This is a genomic window from Streptococcus sp. SM5, from assembly GCF_027497975.1.
Genome location: NZ_JAJNSC010000012.1, coordinates 1 through 15,004 on the forward strand (window position 1 = coordinate 1; position 15,004 = coordinate 15,004).

Below are 15,004 nucleotides of genomic sequence, written 5' to 3' on the forward strand. Positions count from 1 at the left end.
GTACAACTTCAAGGTTTTGAATTGTTACGCGGTCACCACCCATACGTCCTGCAAGGTTTTTACCTTTGAATACGCGGTTAGGTGCAACAGGTCCCATAGAACCTGGACGACGGTGGTAACGAGAACCGTGAGCCATAGGTCCACGTGATTGTCCGTGGCGTTTGATAACACCTTGGAAGCCTTTACCTTTAGATGTACCAGTTACATCAACAATGTCTCCAGCTGCGAAAGTTTCAACTGTGATTTCAGCACCAACTTCCAAGCCTTCAACGTTTTTGAATTCACGAATGAAGCGCTTAGGAGCCGTGTTAGCTTTTGCTACATGTCCTTTAGCAGGTTTGTTGCTCAATACTTCGCGTTTGTCATCGAAACCAACTTGAATAGCGTTGTAACCATCTGTTTCAACAGTTTTAACTTGAAGAACAACGTTTGGAGTTGCTTCGATAACTGTTACAGGGATCAATTCGCCAGCTTCAGTGAAGATTTGAGTCATTCCCACTTTTTTCCCTAAGATTCCTTTTGTCATGAGAAAATAGTTCCTTTTCTATATTTTTTTATTCAAAAAGTTTTTAACGAGCGTTTTTTATGCTCAAGGTTTCAAACTTTAGATTAAAGTTTGATTTCTACGTTTACACCACTTGGAAGATCCAATTTCATCAAAGCGTCAACTGTTTTTTGAGTTGGATTGATGATATCGATCAAACGTTTGTGTGTACGCATTTCGAATTGTTCGCGAGAATCTTTATATTTGTGAGTCGCACGAATGATTGTGTAGAGGCTACGCTCAGTTGGAAGTGGGATTGGACCCGCAACTTGTGCACCTGTACGAGTAGCTGATTCTACGATTTTTGCAGCCGCTGTGTCAAGCGTACGGTGTTCGTAAGCTTTCAAACGGATACGGATTTTTTTGTTTGCCATCTTTTTCTCCTTTTCGTCTATTTAAGATAATAGGCTAGCTCCACAAGAAAACCGACGCGCGTTGCGTGGCAATGCAACCGAGCGTGTCGCAACCTCTTGCATCAAAGCTAAGGCTGTAATTTACAGCACCATAATAGAATAACACAAAGCCCCTGCGATTGCAAGGGATTTGACAGGATTTTTTAAATTTTTCGAATGAAACTGTTTTCCTCGATTCAATTACTAAGGCAAACCTATTCAAAAGTATTAATTTTTGATTTTGCTTCTATATAATATTCATAATATTTGTTTTGATCTGAAATTTATCATTTGATTGATTTATCAAGATATCCGCTTTTGACTCGGTTTCTTTATAGTATTGCAGATACTGCTCTCGTCTCATTTGCTTACTAGCCAATATAAAGGATGCATCGCCATTTCTCACAGCCGTATCTCGAGCTAGACGCCTCTTTAATTCTGTCTCTTCATCCGTGTAGAAACAAATGGTTTTGTCAAAGAGTTCCTTTGGAAGAAAACCCACAGACATCCCTTCGACTATCAGAATTGGTTTTGCCCCCGATAAGACCTCACTAGCCTTCCAAGGTTCTTCGATTGTCAAGACATCCATACCTGCCTGCAGGGCCAGAATATCTCTCTGTAAACTTGCCAGTTCATGCGCCACTGGCAAACAGGCTGTTACCTTTTGGTCTGGCGCTTGCTTTGGTACTACCAGATGACGTTCAGATGTAATATAGGGATCTGTTTCTAGTAAATTTACCTTTTCAGCATCCAGTACTTGGTATAAGTCTTGGGCAAAAGTTGATTTACCTGAAGCACCATGACCGTAGATCCCTAGCGTCCTAATTCTTCCTGAGTCTATTTTTGAGACCAGTTGCTCTATTAAGTCTTTTTTCTTCATTCTCTCTTGACCTGTTCATAGCTTTCTTTTCCGTCATTAAGCTTGTCCCAAATCACCACTTGCCCACTTTTGAGGGATTTTTGTACATCGATAATTCGTTGATTGGAAGAGCCGCGGAACTGGAGCATGAGATTACGCTTGCTTTTGTCATACCGACCATCGACTAAGATATCAATCATGGATAAAAGTTCTAGTTTATCTGGAGTTTCTAACAGCATTTCTTCCCAGGTATATCCTGTCCAAGACCAGATATCTTTATCTGGCAATTCTTTTCGAATGCGTTTGACTAGGGGCAAAAGAATACCTGTATTGAGGAATGGCTCTCCACCGAGTAGAGTCAAACCTTGAACATAAGGCTGAGCCAAGTCTGCCATGATTTGTTCTTCTAATTCTAGCGTATAAGGAATCCCGGCATTAAAGGCCCAGGTCGCTACATTGTAACAGCCCTCACAGTGAAACATACAACCTGCTACGTAAAGGGAGTTGCGCACCCCTTCTCCATCCACAAAATTAAAAGCTTTGTAGTCAATGATACGTCCCTGACTAAGCTCTTCGCTCTTCCACTCGCCTGGTTTTGGTGTATTCCATGTCATGCTTTCTACTCCAACTCTATCCAATAGCGCTCCGTTCCATTCCGAACATCCTCCAACTCCCCACCATTAGCTAAGATAACAGCTCGGCTGGCTGGATTTTCCGTGCTACAAGTCACCAGAGCACGATGGATGTTCTTTTCCTTAGCAACTTGCAAGCCCTGACGGAGAGCTTCCTTAGCATAACCTTTGCCTCTTTCAGACGGTCGGATGGAATAGCCAATATGACCACCTTCTTCCAATAAGAAGTCATTGAGACGCAATCGAAGGTTGAGGAATCCAACTGCTTTACCATCTTTTGCAAAAGCAACTAACTGAATATCAGGCACCCACCCTTCAGGCAAATTAATTCCCATTTCATGATTCTGGTTACTTTCCAACCACTCTTCGTAAATAAAACCCTCAGCATTCCAAAAGCCACCATCGTGGGCTGATTGAGTCTGTTCAAACTCTGCCATCATCTCCAAAACTGTTTCTTTATCTGCCAATGTTGGTCTGCGTAATATCATCTTTACCTCCCGCTATGAGAAAAGTGAGAGGGGACTCTCACTTTTTCTTGTTCTTATTTAAAAATTGTTCTCTAAGGCTGGCTACTCGATCTTTTTTATTGACTCCACCCTTTGAATGCTTTTCGTGGAATCGTTGAACCAAGGCCTTCCCCTTATCGTCTAATTGATATTTTCCCATGCTATCTCTTTCTAATTTGTTACTTCATGCCCTGCTGTTTTAATGGTTGAACCGTTCATGTGTTTGACACGCGCAGCAATTTCCTTGTGACGACCATTCACCATCGGACGCGCTTGCGGATTTCCAAGATAGCCACAGGTCCGTTTAACAACATCGACTGTTTTAGGGTCACTATTGCCACAGTTAGGACACGCAAATCCTCTCTCAGTTGGATCAAAGTCTCCTTCGAAATCACACTTGTAGCAACGATCAATCGGAGTATTAGTCCCTAGATAACCTACACGATCATAAGCATAATCCCAAACAGCTTCCAAGGCCTTGGGATTTTGTTGAAGAACCGGATACTCACAGTAGTGGATAAATCCACCTGATGCTCCCGCTTCTGGATAAACCTTCTCGAAGTCCAATTTTTCAAAAGGAGTTGGATTTTTACGGACATCATAATGGAAGGAATTTGTGTAGTATTCCTTATCTGTGATGTCTGGAATAGAACCGAATTTCTCTGTATCCAAACGACAGAAACGGTCTGTCAAACTTTCAGACGGTGTAGAGTAGATAGAAAAGTGATAACCATATTGGTCAGACCACTCTTCTACACGACGTTTCATATCGCGAATAATATCAAGGGTGAACTCTTTGGCTTCTGGATTGCGTTCCCAATGATTACCAAAGAAGACAGTCGCCACTTCATACAAGCCGATATAGCCCAGAGAAATAGTTGCACGACGATTCTTAAAGAGTTGATCAACACTTTCTTCTTTTCCAAGACGGCGTCCGAAGGCTCCATATTGATAAAGAATTGGTGCATTAGCTGGAGTGGCTTCCTTGGTTCTTTCCACACGGTAAACCAGTGCATCTTCTGCGATATTCATACGCTCATTGAAGATTTCCCAGAACTTGTTCAGGTCGCCTTCAGATTCAAGAGCGATACGAGGAAGATTGACTGTCACAACTCCTAGGTTCATACGGCCCGAATTGACTTCTACTCCATTTTCATCCTTCCATCCTTGAAGGAATGAACGGCATCCCATCGGTACCTTGAAAGAACCTGTCAACTCGACAATCTTATCATAAGACAAGACATCTGGGTACATCCGTTTAGTTGCGCATTCGAGAGCCAATTGCTTAATGTCGTAGTTAGGAGAGCCTTCCTCTAAGTTAAGACCTCTTTTAAGGGTGAAAATGAGTTTAGGAAAGATTGCTGTACGGTGTTCTGATCCAAGCCCCTTGATACGAATGTTCAGGATTGCCTTTTGAATTTCGCGTTCAAAACGACTGGTACCTAGACCGAAACCAAGAGAGGTAAATGGCGTTTGCCCATTTGATGTAAAGAGCGTATTTATTTCATACTCAAGGGATTGCATAGCATCGTAGATATCTTTTTGGGTTTTCTTCCAGGCATATTCTTCGCGTTTATCAGGCAGAACCCATTCCTCCGCATCTTTGAGGTGCTTTTGGTAATTTTTCTCTGCGTAAGGAGCCAGAACTTCATCAATACGGTCTGCTGAACAGCCTCCATACTGACTCGATGCAACATTGGCGATGATTTGCGAAATCTGCGCCGTCGCTGTTTGGATAGACTTAGGACTCTCTACCTCCGCATTCCCAATCTTAAAGCCATTTTTCAACATGCCCTTGAAATCAATCAAACAACAGTTGGTCATTGGTGTGTAGGGGCTATAATCCAAATCATGATAATGAATCTCACCTTTTTGATGGGCATTAGCCACATGTTTAGGAAGCATTTGGAGTCCAATCGACTTCCCAACAATCCCCGCAGTCAAGTCACGTTGCGTGTTAAAAACATTACTATCCTTGTTGGCATTTTCATTGACAACCGCCTGATCTTTACTGAGAAGCTTATGAATGCTGAAGTTGATATCTGTCGCTTTTGAGCGCTCAAAATCCCTTTGGGTCCGATAGGTAATATACTCCTCTGCCAGAGCATACTCTCTAGCCTCAAGCAATTCATGTTCTACGATATTTTGAATTTCATAGATTTTAACATCTTTGGGAAAACGGCTATGAATCTCAGCAACAATCCGTTCAACCAAGCTATTCAAACGCTTTTCTACCAAGGGAGTCACATCCATAACCTTTTCTGCAGCCTTACGAAGTGCCTTATCTATTTTTTCTACATCAAAGACTACTCGTCTCCCGTCACGCTTTTCTACAAATAAAGTCGGACTAGGAGCAGTTTTTTCTTCCAATACAATCATATCCAGACTCTTTTCTAAAATGTAATATCTAAGAAGTATTATATCACTTAAAAAATAAAAATCAATATCTTGTGTGTTTTTTTGAAAAAATGATTTTTTTACACAAGATATTGATTATTTTATTTCAATTTATAAAGTTTGAAGTCTGTAAAATCACTTTGAACCTGCTGATAATTTTGAGTCAACAACTGCTCTACTTCTTTCCAAAGATTCAGTTTTGTATTGACTACAATCATCTTCGGCTTATTTTCACGCAGATCATTAAGAAGTATGGTCTGATTCTCAGCTAGACTTGTATGTAGATTCGGGGCCAACAAATGACTGGCTGATAGACGCTCACTAGACTGATACATATCAATCTGATTGTCCCAAATATAAATAGAATCACTTACCTTAGTTTGTTCTTTCACTATTGATTCTATACGTCCACGTTCTTGATAAAGATCTTGATGGAGGACATATCGACCAACAAGGGGGGCAACCACTAAATAAATGAGGGCAAAAATCGGTAAATAGGCATTAATTCTAAGAAAGTCTCCCAACAGAGTCGATTCTCTTCTATATCTTCTACGGCGATCTGCTCCCTTTAATTCCTTCTCTCCGATTCTTGCTAATAGGAGGATTGTCATAAAGGGCAGATACACTACTAAACGACTCCCATGAATCGGTTCTGTAGAGAATATCAATAAAACAACCAGGAGTATTAACGCAATACCTGAAAAGATAGCAACATATTCTATTTCAACCGGCTTAGACTGGAAAAATCCTGTAAAAATAAGTACTAAAGTACCGAGAGAAAGTGTTAGTAAACCATAAAAGAAAAGGTTATCTAATAAAGCAAGGTTTGAAAATATATTCAAACTATCTATTGGATAGAGAATTTGACTAATGGCACTCCCAAAACTTCCCTTGTAAACTGTATAGTAGCCAATTGGGTAGAAGAAAAGTGAAAATCCAAGCCCAGCAGCCAAAAATTGATAAATACCGTGACTTAAGCGACGGCGAACAATATTGAAGGCTGATAAAGCCAAAAATAGGACCAAAGAATACAAAGCGGTTGGCAAAGGAGCTAAGAAAAATGCTAGAGCCATGCTCATCCCAATTCGTAAAAAACCTTTGTCATTTTCGGAATCTACCATATAAGCTAGAGCCAAATCAAGCCCAAAAAACAAGAATGGCAAGGCAAGAATAGTTGCATAGCCCCCACCAAAACTCAAACCTCCTGCAAGAAGGTAGAATCCTACTAACAATTGATGGACCTGTTTATCTCTCTTAGATATAGCTGTTGCTGCTCTGAAAAGGAAGATGCCCGAACCCAGCAAAGCCAACCAGTAGAGGGCAGCAAATACTATACTGCCTTTAACAATATACTGGAGCAAGTAATATAACAAACCTTCAGTTCCAAAAAAGTCTGTGTAAATATCCCCACCTTGATGCAAAGCCCAGCCAACGTATGAGTCAGCTGAATACTGCAGGCTTGTTACCCCTAATAGCACTGGAGCAATTGCTGACAAAAGAGTAATCAAGGTAGTCCAGATAATAATTCTTAAATATGGAATCGGAGATGATTGTTGTGAATTTCCCTCTAATCCCACCACTTCTTCTCCTTGATAATCCTCCACTTCTGCCCAAGACGGTGTCGGAGTATCTTCTAAGTTATCATGTACATTCATTTTCTCTCTCCTACAATCTGATTTGTTCTAGTATATCAAAAACTCTAGTGCTTGTCAGCTTGTGGTTGACACTTGTTCAGCTTATCACATAGATAGACAAAGCGTTCAATCTCATAAAAACGATGATATGAAACTCTTTTATAGCGGTCTAAAAAATTTTTTTCTTCTACTGTTAGCATAGTCATTTCCCCTTTTCTCTTAATTCGAAAAATGAAGAAAAAACTAAAAAAGCTGAATCTCTCAATAGAGAATTCAGCTTTTTATTTTTAGTCAGCTTTCTTTTCTAAATTTTTTGAAATGCTTCGATTTTTACCTTCCAGATACACCATCAGAATGGAGATATCTGCTGGATTTACCCCAGAGATACGGCTGGCTTGGCCGATGGTTTCTGGATTGATGAGTTTGAACTTCTGGCGAGCTTCTGTCGCAATAGAGTCAATGTCATCCCAGTCGATGTTGGCTGGAATACGTTTTTCTTCCATGCGTTTCATCTTGGCAACCTGATCCATGGCTTTTGAAATGTAGCCTTCGTACTTGATTTCTGTTTCAATCAATTCGATAATCTTGTCATCTAACTCTTCAGCAGCAGGTCCGATGAAAGCCACCACATCTTGGTAAGAGACTTCTGGGCGACGAAGGAATTCCTTGGCTGTCACCGCATCTGTCAAGGGCTTGAACCCCATCTCCTCAACCTTAGCATTTGTTTCCTTGATTGGCTTAAGTTTGATGCTGTCTAAACGCTTCATTTCATTTTCAAATTGATTTTTCTTGATTTCAAAACGAGACCAGCGTTCATCATCCACAAGACCAATCTCACGTCCCATCTCAGTCAAACGCATATCAGCATTGTCATGACGAAGGATGAGGCGGTATTCAGCACGACTGGTCAAGAGACGGTAGGGTTCAATGGTTCCCTTGGTCACCAAGTCGTCAATCATCACCCCGATATAACCGTCACTTCGTTTCAAAATCAACTCAGGCTTACCTTGGATTTTCAGAGCCGCATTGATACCAGCAATAATCCCTTGACCAGCAGCTTCTTCGTAACCTGACGTTCCATTTGTCTGACCAGCTGTGAAAAGCCCTGAGATTTTCTTGGTTTCCAGAGTTGCACGCAACTGATGAGGCAAAATCATGTCATACTCAATAGCATAACCTGTACGCATCATCTCTGCATTTTCCAAACCTTTGATAGAATGAACCAGATCACGCTGGACATCCTCAGGAAGACTGGTTGAAAGTCCTTGGACATAAACTTCTTCTGTGTTTCGTCCTTCTGGCTCAAGGAAAAGCTGGTGACGTTCCTTGTCTGCAAAACGCACAATCTTGTCCTCAATTGACGGACAATAGCGAGGTCCCACTCCCTTAACCACACCTGTAAACATAGGCGCACGATGGAGGTTGTTTTGGATAATCTCATGACTGGTACCATTTGTGTAGGTCAACCAGCACGGCACTTGATCCTTGACATAGTCCTCATCACGTGAAGTGTAAGAGAAGTGATTTGGTGTTTCATCTCCTGGCTGAATCTCTGTCACATCATAGTTGATAGAGGAAGCCTTAACACGTGGAGGCGTTCCTGTCTTAAAACGACCGATTTCGAGGCCCAGTTCTTTGAGATTATCAGCTAGGTTAATCGAAGCTAGGCTGTGGTTAGGGCCTGACGAGTACTTGAGGTCTCCGATGATGATTTCCCCACGGAGAGCCGTTCCTGTAGTCACAATAACAGCCTTTGCAGCATACTCTTGATGAGTCGCAGTACGCACACCAACTACCTTGTCATCTTCTACCAGAATCTCATCAATCATGGTTTGACGAAGGGTCAGATTTTCTTGATTTTCAACTGTCTTGCGCATTTCCTTAGAGTAGAGATCCTTGTCAGCTTGCGCACGAAGGGCACGAACAGCTGGACCTTTCCCAGTGTTAAGCATCTTCATCTGGATGTAAGTCTTATCAATGGTCTTGGCCATTTCGCCACCAAGGGCATCCACTTCACGCACGACAATCCCCTTGGCAGAACCACCGATAGAGGGATTACAAGGCATGAAAGCCAACATTTCAATGTTAATAGTCGCAAGCAAGACCTTGCAACCCATACGGCTAGCAGCTAGGGAAGCTTCCACCCCGGCATGCCCAGCACCAATTACAATAATATCGTATTCTTCTGTAAAATTATAAGTCATTTCTTAACCTTTCAAAAATTTCTTGCAAATAAGGAACCAACTTCTCCTCCTCTAGAGCTTGATCCATAGTAACCCATTTAAAGTGCGTATGCTCTTCAGAATCTAATATGATAATCGGCTTCTCTCCAACCCACTCTGCTTTATAAACTAAGCGAGTAAAGACAGTATCCTTAGAGGTATCCAGTTGACTATCTTCGTAAAGAAGTTTGAGCGAACCTCTATCTAGCCTAACTCCCGCTTCTTCAACACATTCTCTAAGAGCTCCATCTCGCGGAAGTTCACCCTTTTCAACCCCACCACCAGGAATATCCCAGTAAGTTGGATAAACGTTGGGTTGTCCTCTTTTAATTTCCGAACGCTGAATAAGCAAAAAATCACCACCACTATGAACAAGCACATGGGCAATAAGCTTAACCATCATTTTCTCTCCTATTCCTCAAGATGAATGTGTCTTAGTCGGCCGTCCCAATCTGGTAGGGCTGTCTTTAAAAAGGCTGGAACCAGCTGAATATCCCCAAGCTTGTCCAAGTCAATCCACTCACAGGGCTGCGTTTTTTCGTCTTCCTGCATGGTCAATGGGGCATCCTCAAGTAAGTCCACCAAATAATGAAACTCGATATTGTGATAGTGAACACCGTCTTCTTCAAAACGATTTTCAACCACGAAAGCTAGCTGTCCAACTTGAGCTTTGACACCCAGTTCTTCCCTCACCTCACGGACTACCGCATCTTCTGTTCTTTCGTTGACTTGAATCGCACCGCCGATGGTGTAATACTTGTCCTTATCTTTGGTGACTAGAAGCTTACGATTTTGGAGAATCAAGGCTGTCGCCCGAACACCAAAAACAGTATTTCCCACTTTTGTCCGAAAGTCTTGTTGAGTCATTTTTGCCCTTTCCTTTAAACGACACAAAAACAGTCAAAACTCCAAAGAAGTGCAGGACAAAAAAGCCTGCAACATCCATGAGCTTTGACCATCATTTCTATTGCTTTTATTATTGTAGCAAATTGAGAACATTTGTCAATCTAAATGTACTGACAAACCTTGCCATCACGGTAGGCATTGTCAATCAAACCACCACCGAGACATTCTTCGCCATCATAAAAGACAACTGCCTGTCCTGGTGTAATGGCGCGTTGCGGTTCCGCGAAAATGACCTCCGCCTTGTCTCCTTTGACATGCACTGCCACCTTAGAATCAGGCTGACGGTAGCGGAATTTTGCCGTACATTCGAGCGTAAATTCCTCTGGCATGTCACGAGTAAAGTGAACCTGGCTAGCTTCCAAGCTTGTTGACATGAGCGCTTCATGATAGAAACCTTGTCCTACATAGAGGATATTTTGGCTCAAATCTTTTCCAACAACGAACCAAGGTGCATTGTCGCCACCGTGTTGACCACCGATACCGAGTCCTCCACGCTGACCAATCGTATAATACATAAGACCTGCATGCTCACCCATATCGCGACCATCTACAGTCATCATACGACCAGGTTGGGCTGGTAGGTAGTTGCTGAGAAATTCTTTAAAGTTCTTTTCTCCGATAAAGCAAATCCCTGTCGAGTCTTTCTTCTTAGCAGTCGCAAGACCTGCTTCTTCAGCTAGACGGCGAACCTCAGGCTTTTCCAAATGTCCCAATGGGAACATGGTTTTTTGAAGTTGTTCTTGCGAAAGTTGACTGAGGAAATAGGTCTGGTCCTTGCCATTGTCCACGCCACGAAGCATATGAACGATGCCATCCTCATCACGCGCCACACGGGCATAGTGCCCAGTCGCTACATAGTCTGCGCCTAAGGTCATAGCATAGTCCAAAAAGGCCTTAAACTTGATTTCCTTGTTGCACATAACATCGGGATTTGGTGTACGTCCTGCACGGTATTCCGCTAGGAAATACTCAAAAACGCGGTCCCAATACTCTTTTTCAAAGTTGACAGAGTAGTAAGGAATGCCCAGTTGGTCTGCCACTGCAGCCACGTCCTTGTAATCTTCGGTCGCCGTACAGACGCCGTTTTCATCTGTATCATCCCAGTTCTTCATGAAGATCCCAATTACGTCGTAGCCCTGCTCTTTAAGCAAGAGAGCCGTCACCGACGAATCAACACCACCACTCATCCCCACGACAACACGTGTTTTAGAGTTATCACTCATGGTAGTTCTCCCATCTATTCGTTTATTCACGATTGAAGGTCGTGTTTGCTACTACGATTGAAGGTCGTTTGAGCAGTTTTCATTATAACATGCTTAAATAGAGAAGACAAGAAAGAGGCTGATAATCTATCAAGATCTTCCATAAATACATGAAGATAGAATACAAAAGAAATTAATTCATCCCTAAACCTCTATTCTCTTTAAAAACTTATTTTTAAAATCAACTAAAAATGATATACTGTAATAAGGAGGAATGCGCACATGATTCCTTACATATACCATTACCCATGTGCGTAGAACTATTGTGAACAACTACAAAGACATACTAAAATCAAAAAATACTATTTTTGCTATTATAATTGTTGCAGGTTTTGGACTTTTGGCAGGCTTAGTCATTCATCAAGAACGTGTTCAAGCAGAGAGAGGAAGTATCGCTCTCATCAAACAACAACAAAATCAACAAGATGTTGAACAAGTAAAAAACGCTATCAAAGATTTCAATATCGATTCTGAAACCGTTTTAGACGATTGGAAAAAGATTCAGGAATTGAAACCAACCACTGATGCGGGCAAAAAGACACTAGCAGACTTTATTACTAAAGTCGCAAACCACTATAGTGAAAAAGCTTTGAAATTAGATATAAAGGATTCTGATAGCCAGTTTCAAGATAAACAAGCACTTGAAACAGCCATCGCTTCCTTACAAAAAATACTAGGAATCATCGAAACTATCAACTCTGCTAACCAACAAATCTCTATCGAAGAAAAAATAAGACCGATTCAAGAACTAATCTCTAAATTCCAAAAACAAGTTGAAGACTTGGCCAAAAAAGAGGAACAAAAATCTAACCAAACAGAAACAACTACTAGCGTTCAGAGAGTAGAAGCCTACAATTCCGAAGATAGCAACTACATTCCAGCCTATACTGAATCATATGAAAGCATAAATAACTCCCAAGCACCTGCAGCTGAGCAACATTCATCTGATAGTGCTGGCAGTTCAGGCAATCAAGTTGCTGATTCTTCAGGTTCTCAGCCAGAGGCTAATAGCCATAGTGAATAGGTTGAAGTTTGCATACAAGTAGTTCATCTTACTAAGTTAGGTGGAACAATTCATTTAAATCATCAACCTTAATAAATTTGCTATCACTAATCTTTAAAAAGTATCTGTCATCAAATAAAAGTTAAAAAAAAAAAGAGTCTTTCAAGACTCTTTTTTTATTTCTTAGTACCAACCGTTGTTAAGCCAGAAGTTCTTAGCAGCTGTCCATGAACCGTAACGTCCAGCAACATAAGCGTCTGCTACACGTTCTTGGTTTTCAGCTGAGTAGTCACCGTTCAAGTAAGAATCTGTCAATTGATAACGTCCGATGTAACGTCCGTTTGTAGCTGTGTAGCTACCACCTGATTCTTTTTGAGCAATCCATTCTTTCGCTTCTGCTTCAGAGCCGCTCACAGTTGCTGCTGGTGCGCTCTCTTCTACTGCAGGCGCTGGTGTTGCAGCTGCGGGTGCAGGAGTCTCTTCTACTGCTGGAGCTGCTGTTGTAGCTGCTGGGGCTGGAGCTTCAGTAGCAGCAACTGCTTCAGTAGTAGCAGATGCCTCAGTTGTAGCAGGTGCTGCTGGTTTTGTCGTCGCTGGTGTTGCAGCAACTACTGGAGCTTCGCCGTCAATAACCAATACTTGGTCAACATAGATGAGGTGAATGTTTTTAATGTTGTTCAATTTAGCCAATTTTTCAACTGTTGTGTTGTGAGTTTCAGCAATCTCTGAAAGAGTATCTCCAGGTTTAACAACATAAGTTTTTGTTTCTTGTGCAAAAGTTAGTGATGGTGCAAGGAAAGCAAGTACAACTGCTAATCCAGCAAATTTTGTTCTAATATTTGATTTCATTTAAAAAAGTTTCTCCTTCTTTCTTATAATTCTATGATACTCTAGAAATATTACTATTTCTTAACATTTTTGTGTAGAAATGTTACAAGACTGTGTTTTATTTACCCCTAAAAGACATTTTTTGTCACAAAAGGCCCTAATTTACACCATTTAAGTGAGGAAAAGATATTTCGTGATGGATTCAAGCTAAGGAAAGCAATCTTTGATATAATAGAAGCAAGAATCTTTTTAAGGGGAAACAGATGCAATCACTTCGTTTTCAATCTGTCTTTGATATCATTGGACCAGTCATGATTGGGCCATCTAGTAGTCACACGGCCGGAGCTGTTCGTATCGGTAAAATCGTCTCTTCTATCTTTGATGATACTCCAACCGAAGTCGAATTCCAGCTTTTTAACTCTTTTGCAAAAACCTATCGTGGACACGGGACTGACCTTGCCCTCGTAGCTGGGATCCTAGGAATGGATACAGATGATCCGGAAATTCCAAACAGCTTAGAAATTGCTCATAAGCGTGGGATTAAGATTGTTTGGACGATTCAAAAGGACAGTAACGCCCCTCACCCTAACACCACTAAAATTACTGTTAAAAATGCTCATAAGAGCATTAGTGTTACTGGTATTTCTATCGGTGGTGGAAATATCCAGGTAACAGAGCTTAATGGTTTTGCAGTATCCCTTAATATGAACACCCCTACCATCATTATCGTCCATCAGGATGTTCCTGGTATGATTGCTCATGTGACAGAAGCACTTTCTCGCTTTGACATTAACATCGCCCAAATGAATGTGACCCGAGAAAAGGCCGGTGAAAAAGCCATCATGATTATCGAAGTTGATAGTCGTAACTGTGAAGAATCTATCGAAGAAATTCGTAAAATTCCTCATCTGCACAATGTCAATTTCTTTCAATAGGAGAAAATATGTTTTACTCTATCAAAGAATTAGTCGAACAAGCCGAACTTGACTTCCAAGGAAATGTTGCTGAACTCATGATTACGACTGAGTATGAGCTAACGGGAAGAGAGCGCGAAGAAGTTCTCCTCCTCATGGAACGCAATCTCGAGGTCATGAAAGCTTCTGTCGTGCTCGGTCTCAGTGAAAAGAAATCTCGTAGTGGTTTGACAGGTGGTGACGCAGCTAAGCTTGATCACTATATCCAAAAAGGAAATACGCTATCGGACCTAACAGTCTTATCTGCTGCTCGTAACGCTATTGCAGTTAATGAACACAATGCCAAGATGGGCCTCGTCTGTGCAACACCTACTGCAGGAAGTGCAGGTTGCCTCCCAGCAGTTCTCACTTCTGCAATTCAAAAGTTAGATTTAACGCATGAACAACAACTAGATTTTCTATTTGCAGCAGGAGCTTTTGGTCTCGTCATTGCCAATAATGCCTCTATTTCAGGGGCTGAAGGAGGGTGTCAAGCCGAGGTCGGTTCTGCCTCTGCCATGAGTGCTGCTGCTCTAACCTTAGCTGCTGGAGGGACCCCTTATCAAGCGAGTCAAGCCTTGGCCTTTGTTATTAAAAATATGCTGGGTCTTATCTGTGACCCAGTTGCAGGCTTGGTTGAAGTTCCTTGTGTCAAGCGTAACGCTATGGGAGCAAGCTTTGCCTTCATCGCAGCCGATATGGCTCTGGCTGGTATCGAATCAAAAATCCCAGTTGATGAAGTCATTGATGCCATGTACCAAGTAGGATCTAGTCTTCCAACTGCCTTCCGTGAAACTGCAGAGGGAGGGCTCGCTGCCACACCGACAGGTCGTCGCCTTCAAAAAGAAATCTTCGGTGAATAATTT

17 protein-coding genes are annotated in these 15,004 nt (G+C 41.7%); 3 read left to right on the plus strand and 14 right to left on the minus strand.

All coding sequences use genetic code 11. The annotated features are described in order from the left end of the window. The 13 genes from rplC to mnmA form a co-directional block, all read right to left on the minus strand. A partial coding sequence (gene rplC, locus PAN07_RS09860; protein WP_269797824.1) for a 50S ribosomal protein L3 occupies positions 1–526 on the minus strand: 526 nt, incomplete at its 3' end. 83 nt (positions 527–609) lie between these two features. After that, positions 610–918: a 30S ribosomal protein S10 gene (gene rpsJ / locus PAN07_RS09865; RefSeq protein WP_003009585.1), complete on the minus strand. Its 309-nt coding sequence runs from the start codon at positions 916–918 to the stop codon at positions 610–612. A 265-nt stretch (positions 919–1,183) separates the two neighbouring features. Then, positions 1,184–1,816 carry a phosphoribulokinase gene (locus PAN07_RS09870; RefSeq protein WP_269797825.1) on the minus strand — a complete coding sequence of 211 codons (633 nt, stop codon included), beginning with the start codon at positions 1,814–1,816 and terminating at the stop codon, positions 1,184–1,186. Further along, positions 1,813–2,409, minus strand: a complete 597-nt coding sequence (gene nrdG, locus PAN07_RS09875; protein ID WP_269797826.1) for an anaerobic ribonucleoside-triphosphate reductase activating protein — start codon at positions 2,407–2,409, stop codon at positions 1,813–1,815. The genes PAN07_RS09870 and nrdG overlap by 4 nt, the downstream gene beginning before the upstream one ends. Before the next feature lie 5 nt (positions 2,410–2,414). Further along, the gene (locus PAN07_RS09880; protein WP_269797827.1) at positions 2,415–2,915 is read right to left on the minus strand and encodes a GNAT family N-acetyltransferase; all 501 of its coding nucleotides are present in this window, start codon (positions 2,913–2,915) and stop codon (positions 2,415–2,417) included. Between the two features lie 37 nt (positions 2,916–2,952). Beyond that, the gene (locus PAN07_RS09885; protein WP_000521611.1) at positions 2,953–3,093 is read right to left on the minus strand and encodes a hypothetical protein; all 141 of its coding nucleotides are present in this window, start codon (positions 3,091–3,093) and stop codon (positions 2,953–2,955) included. A gap of 11 nt (positions 3,094–3,104) precedes the next feature. Next, a complete protein-coding gene (nrdD, locus tag PAN07_RS09890; RefSeq protein ID WP_269797828.1) occupies positions 3,105–5,312 on the minus strand; it encodes an anaerobic ribonucleoside-triphosphate reductase in 2,208 nt (735 codons plus the stop codon). A 119-nt stretch (positions 5,313–5,431) separates the two neighbouring features. Further along, complete coding sequence (locus tag PAN07_RS09895) at positions 5,432–6,985, minus strand: damage-inducible protein CinA (RefSeq protein ID WP_269797829.1); 1,554 nt, start codon at positions 6,983–6,985, stop codon at positions 5,432–5,434. Positions 6,986–7,029: 44 nt separating this feature from the next. Continuing rightward, positions 7,030–7,164, minus strand: coding sequence for a hypothetical protein (locus tag PAN07_RS09900; RefSeq protein WP_269797830.1), 135 nt, complete (start codon positions 7,162–7,164; stop codon positions 7,030–7,032). Between the two features lie 87 nt (positions 7,165–7,251). Then, a complete protein-coding gene (gene mnmG / locus PAN07_RS09905; protein WP_269797831.1) occupies positions 7,252–9,168 on the minus strand; it encodes a tRNA uridine-5-carboxymethylaminomethyl(34) synthesis enzyme MnmG in 1,917 nt (638 codons plus the stop codon). Further along, a complete protein-coding gene (locus PAN07_RS09910; protein ID WP_269797832.1) occupies positions 9,158–9,589 on the minus strand; it encodes an NUDIX hydrolase in 432 nt (143 codons plus the stop codon). The genes mnmG and PAN07_RS09910 overlap by 11 nt, the downstream gene beginning before the upstream one ends. An 8-nt stretch (positions 9,590–9,597) precedes the next feature. Then, positions 9,598–10,053, minus strand: coding sequence for an NUDIX hydrolase (locus PAN07_RS09915; protein WP_269797833.1), 456 nt, complete (start codon positions 10,051–10,053; stop codon positions 9,598–9,600). Between the two features lie 140 nt (positions 10,054–10,193). Beyond that, positions 10,194–11,315: a tRNA 2-thiouridine(34) synthase MnmA gene (gene mnmA, locus PAN07_RS09920; RefSeq protein WP_269797834.1), complete on the minus strand. Its 1,122-nt coding sequence runs from the start codon at positions 11,313–11,315 to the stop codon at positions 10,194–10,196. 304 nt (positions 11,316–11,619) lie between these two features. Between mnmA and PAN07_RS09925 the strand changes: the two genes are divergently transcribed. Then, positions 11,620–12,378: a hypothetical protein gene (locus tag PAN07_RS09925; RefSeq protein ID WP_269797835.1), complete on the plus strand. Its 759-nt coding sequence runs from the start codon at positions 11,620–11,622 to the stop codon at positions 12,376–12,378. Between the two features lie 162 nt (positions 12,379–12,540). Here PAN07_RS09925 and PAN07_RS09930 read toward each other — a convergent pair whose 3' ends face one another. Beyond that, positions 12,541–13,206, minus strand: a complete 666-nt coding sequence (locus PAN07_RS09930; protein ID WP_269797836.1) for a LysM peptidoglycan-binding domain-containing protein — start codon at positions 13,204–13,206, stop codon at positions 12,541–12,543. A 242-nt stretch (positions 13,207–13,448) separates the two neighbouring features. On the opposite strand from PAN07_RS09930, the gene sdaAB reads away from it, so the two are divergent. Together sdaAB and sdaAA are read left to right on the plus strand one after the other, a co-directional pair. Next, positions 13,449–14,120: an L-serine ammonia-lyase, iron-sulfur-dependent subunit beta gene (sdaAB, locus tag PAN07_RS09935; protein WP_269797837.1), complete on the plus strand. Its 672-nt coding sequence runs from the start codon at positions 13,449–13,451 to the stop codon at positions 14,118–14,120. A gap of 8 nt (positions 14,121–14,128) precedes the next feature. Next, positions 14,129–15,001 carry an L-serine ammonia-lyase, iron-sulfur-dependent, subunit alpha gene (gene sdaAA, locus PAN07_RS09940; RefSeq protein WP_269797838.1) on the plus strand — a complete coding sequence of 291 codons (873 nt, stop codon included), beginning with the start codon at positions 14,129–14,131 and terminating at the stop codon, positions 14,999–15,001. The last annotated feature ends 3 nt before the right edge of the window (positions 15,002–15,004 follow it).

Excerpts from the sequence above, each read along its gene's own strand:
- mnmG (WP_269797831.1), bottom strand. The coding sequence starts at position 9,168 with ATGACTTATAATTTTACAGAAGAATACGATATTATTGTAATTGGTGCT.
- PAN07_RS09910 (WP_269797832.1), bottom strand. The coding sequence starts at position 9,589 with ATGATGGTTAAGCTTATTGCCCATGTGCTTGTTCATAGTGGTGGTGAT.
- nrdD (WP_269797828.1), bottom strand. The coding sequence starts at position 5,312 with ATGATTGTATTGGAAGAAAAAACTGCTCCTAGTCCGACTTTATTTGTA.
- sdaAB (WP_269797837.1), top strand. The coding sequence starts at position 13,449 with ATGCAATCACTTCGTTTTCAATCTGTCTTTGATATCATTGGACCAGTC.
- sdaAA (WP_269797838.1), top strand. The coding sequence starts at position 14,129 with ATGTTTTACTCTATCAAAGAATTAGTCGAACAAGCCGAACTTGACTTC.
- PAN07_RS09885 (WP_000521611.1), bottom strand. The coding sequence starts at position 3,093 with ATGGGAAAATATCAATTAGACGATAAGGGGAAGGCCTTGGTTCAACGA.
- mnmA (WP_269797834.1), bottom strand. The coding sequence starts at position 11,315 with ATGAGTGATAACTCTAAAACACGTGTTGTCGTGGGGATGAGTGGTGGT.
- rpsJ (WP_003009585.1), bottom strand. The coding sequence starts at position 918 with ATGGCAAACAAAAAAATCCGTATCCGTTTGAAAGCTTACGAACACCGT.
- PAN07_RS09900 (WP_269797830.1), bottom strand. The coding sequence starts at position 7,164 with ATGCTAACAGTAGAAGAAAAAAATTTTTTAGACCGCTATAAAAGAGTT.
- PAN07_RS09880 (WP_269797827.1), bottom strand. The coding sequence starts at position 2,915 with ATGATATTACGCAGACCAACATTGGCAGATAAAGAAACAGTTTTGGAG.
- nrdG (WP_269797826.1), bottom strand. The coding sequence starts at position 2,409 with ATGACATGGAATACACCAAAACCAGGCGAGTGGAAGAGCGAAGAGCTT.
- PAN07_RS09895 (WP_269797829.1), bottom strand. The coding sequence starts at position 6,985 with ATGAATGTACATGATAACTTAGAAGATACTCCGACACCGTCTTGGGCA.
- PAN07_RS09870 (WP_269797825.1), bottom strand. The coding sequence starts at position 1,816 with ATGAAGAAAAAAGACTTAATAGAGCAACTGGTCTCAAAAATAGACTCA.
- PAN07_RS09915 (WP_269797833.1), bottom strand. The coding sequence starts at position 10,053 with ATGACTCAACAAGACTTTCGGACAAAAGTGGGAAATACTGTTTTTGGT.
- PAN07_RS09930 (WP_269797836.1), bottom strand. The coding sequence starts at position 13,206 with ATGAAATCAAATATTAGAACAAAATTTGCTGGATTAGCAGTTGTACTT.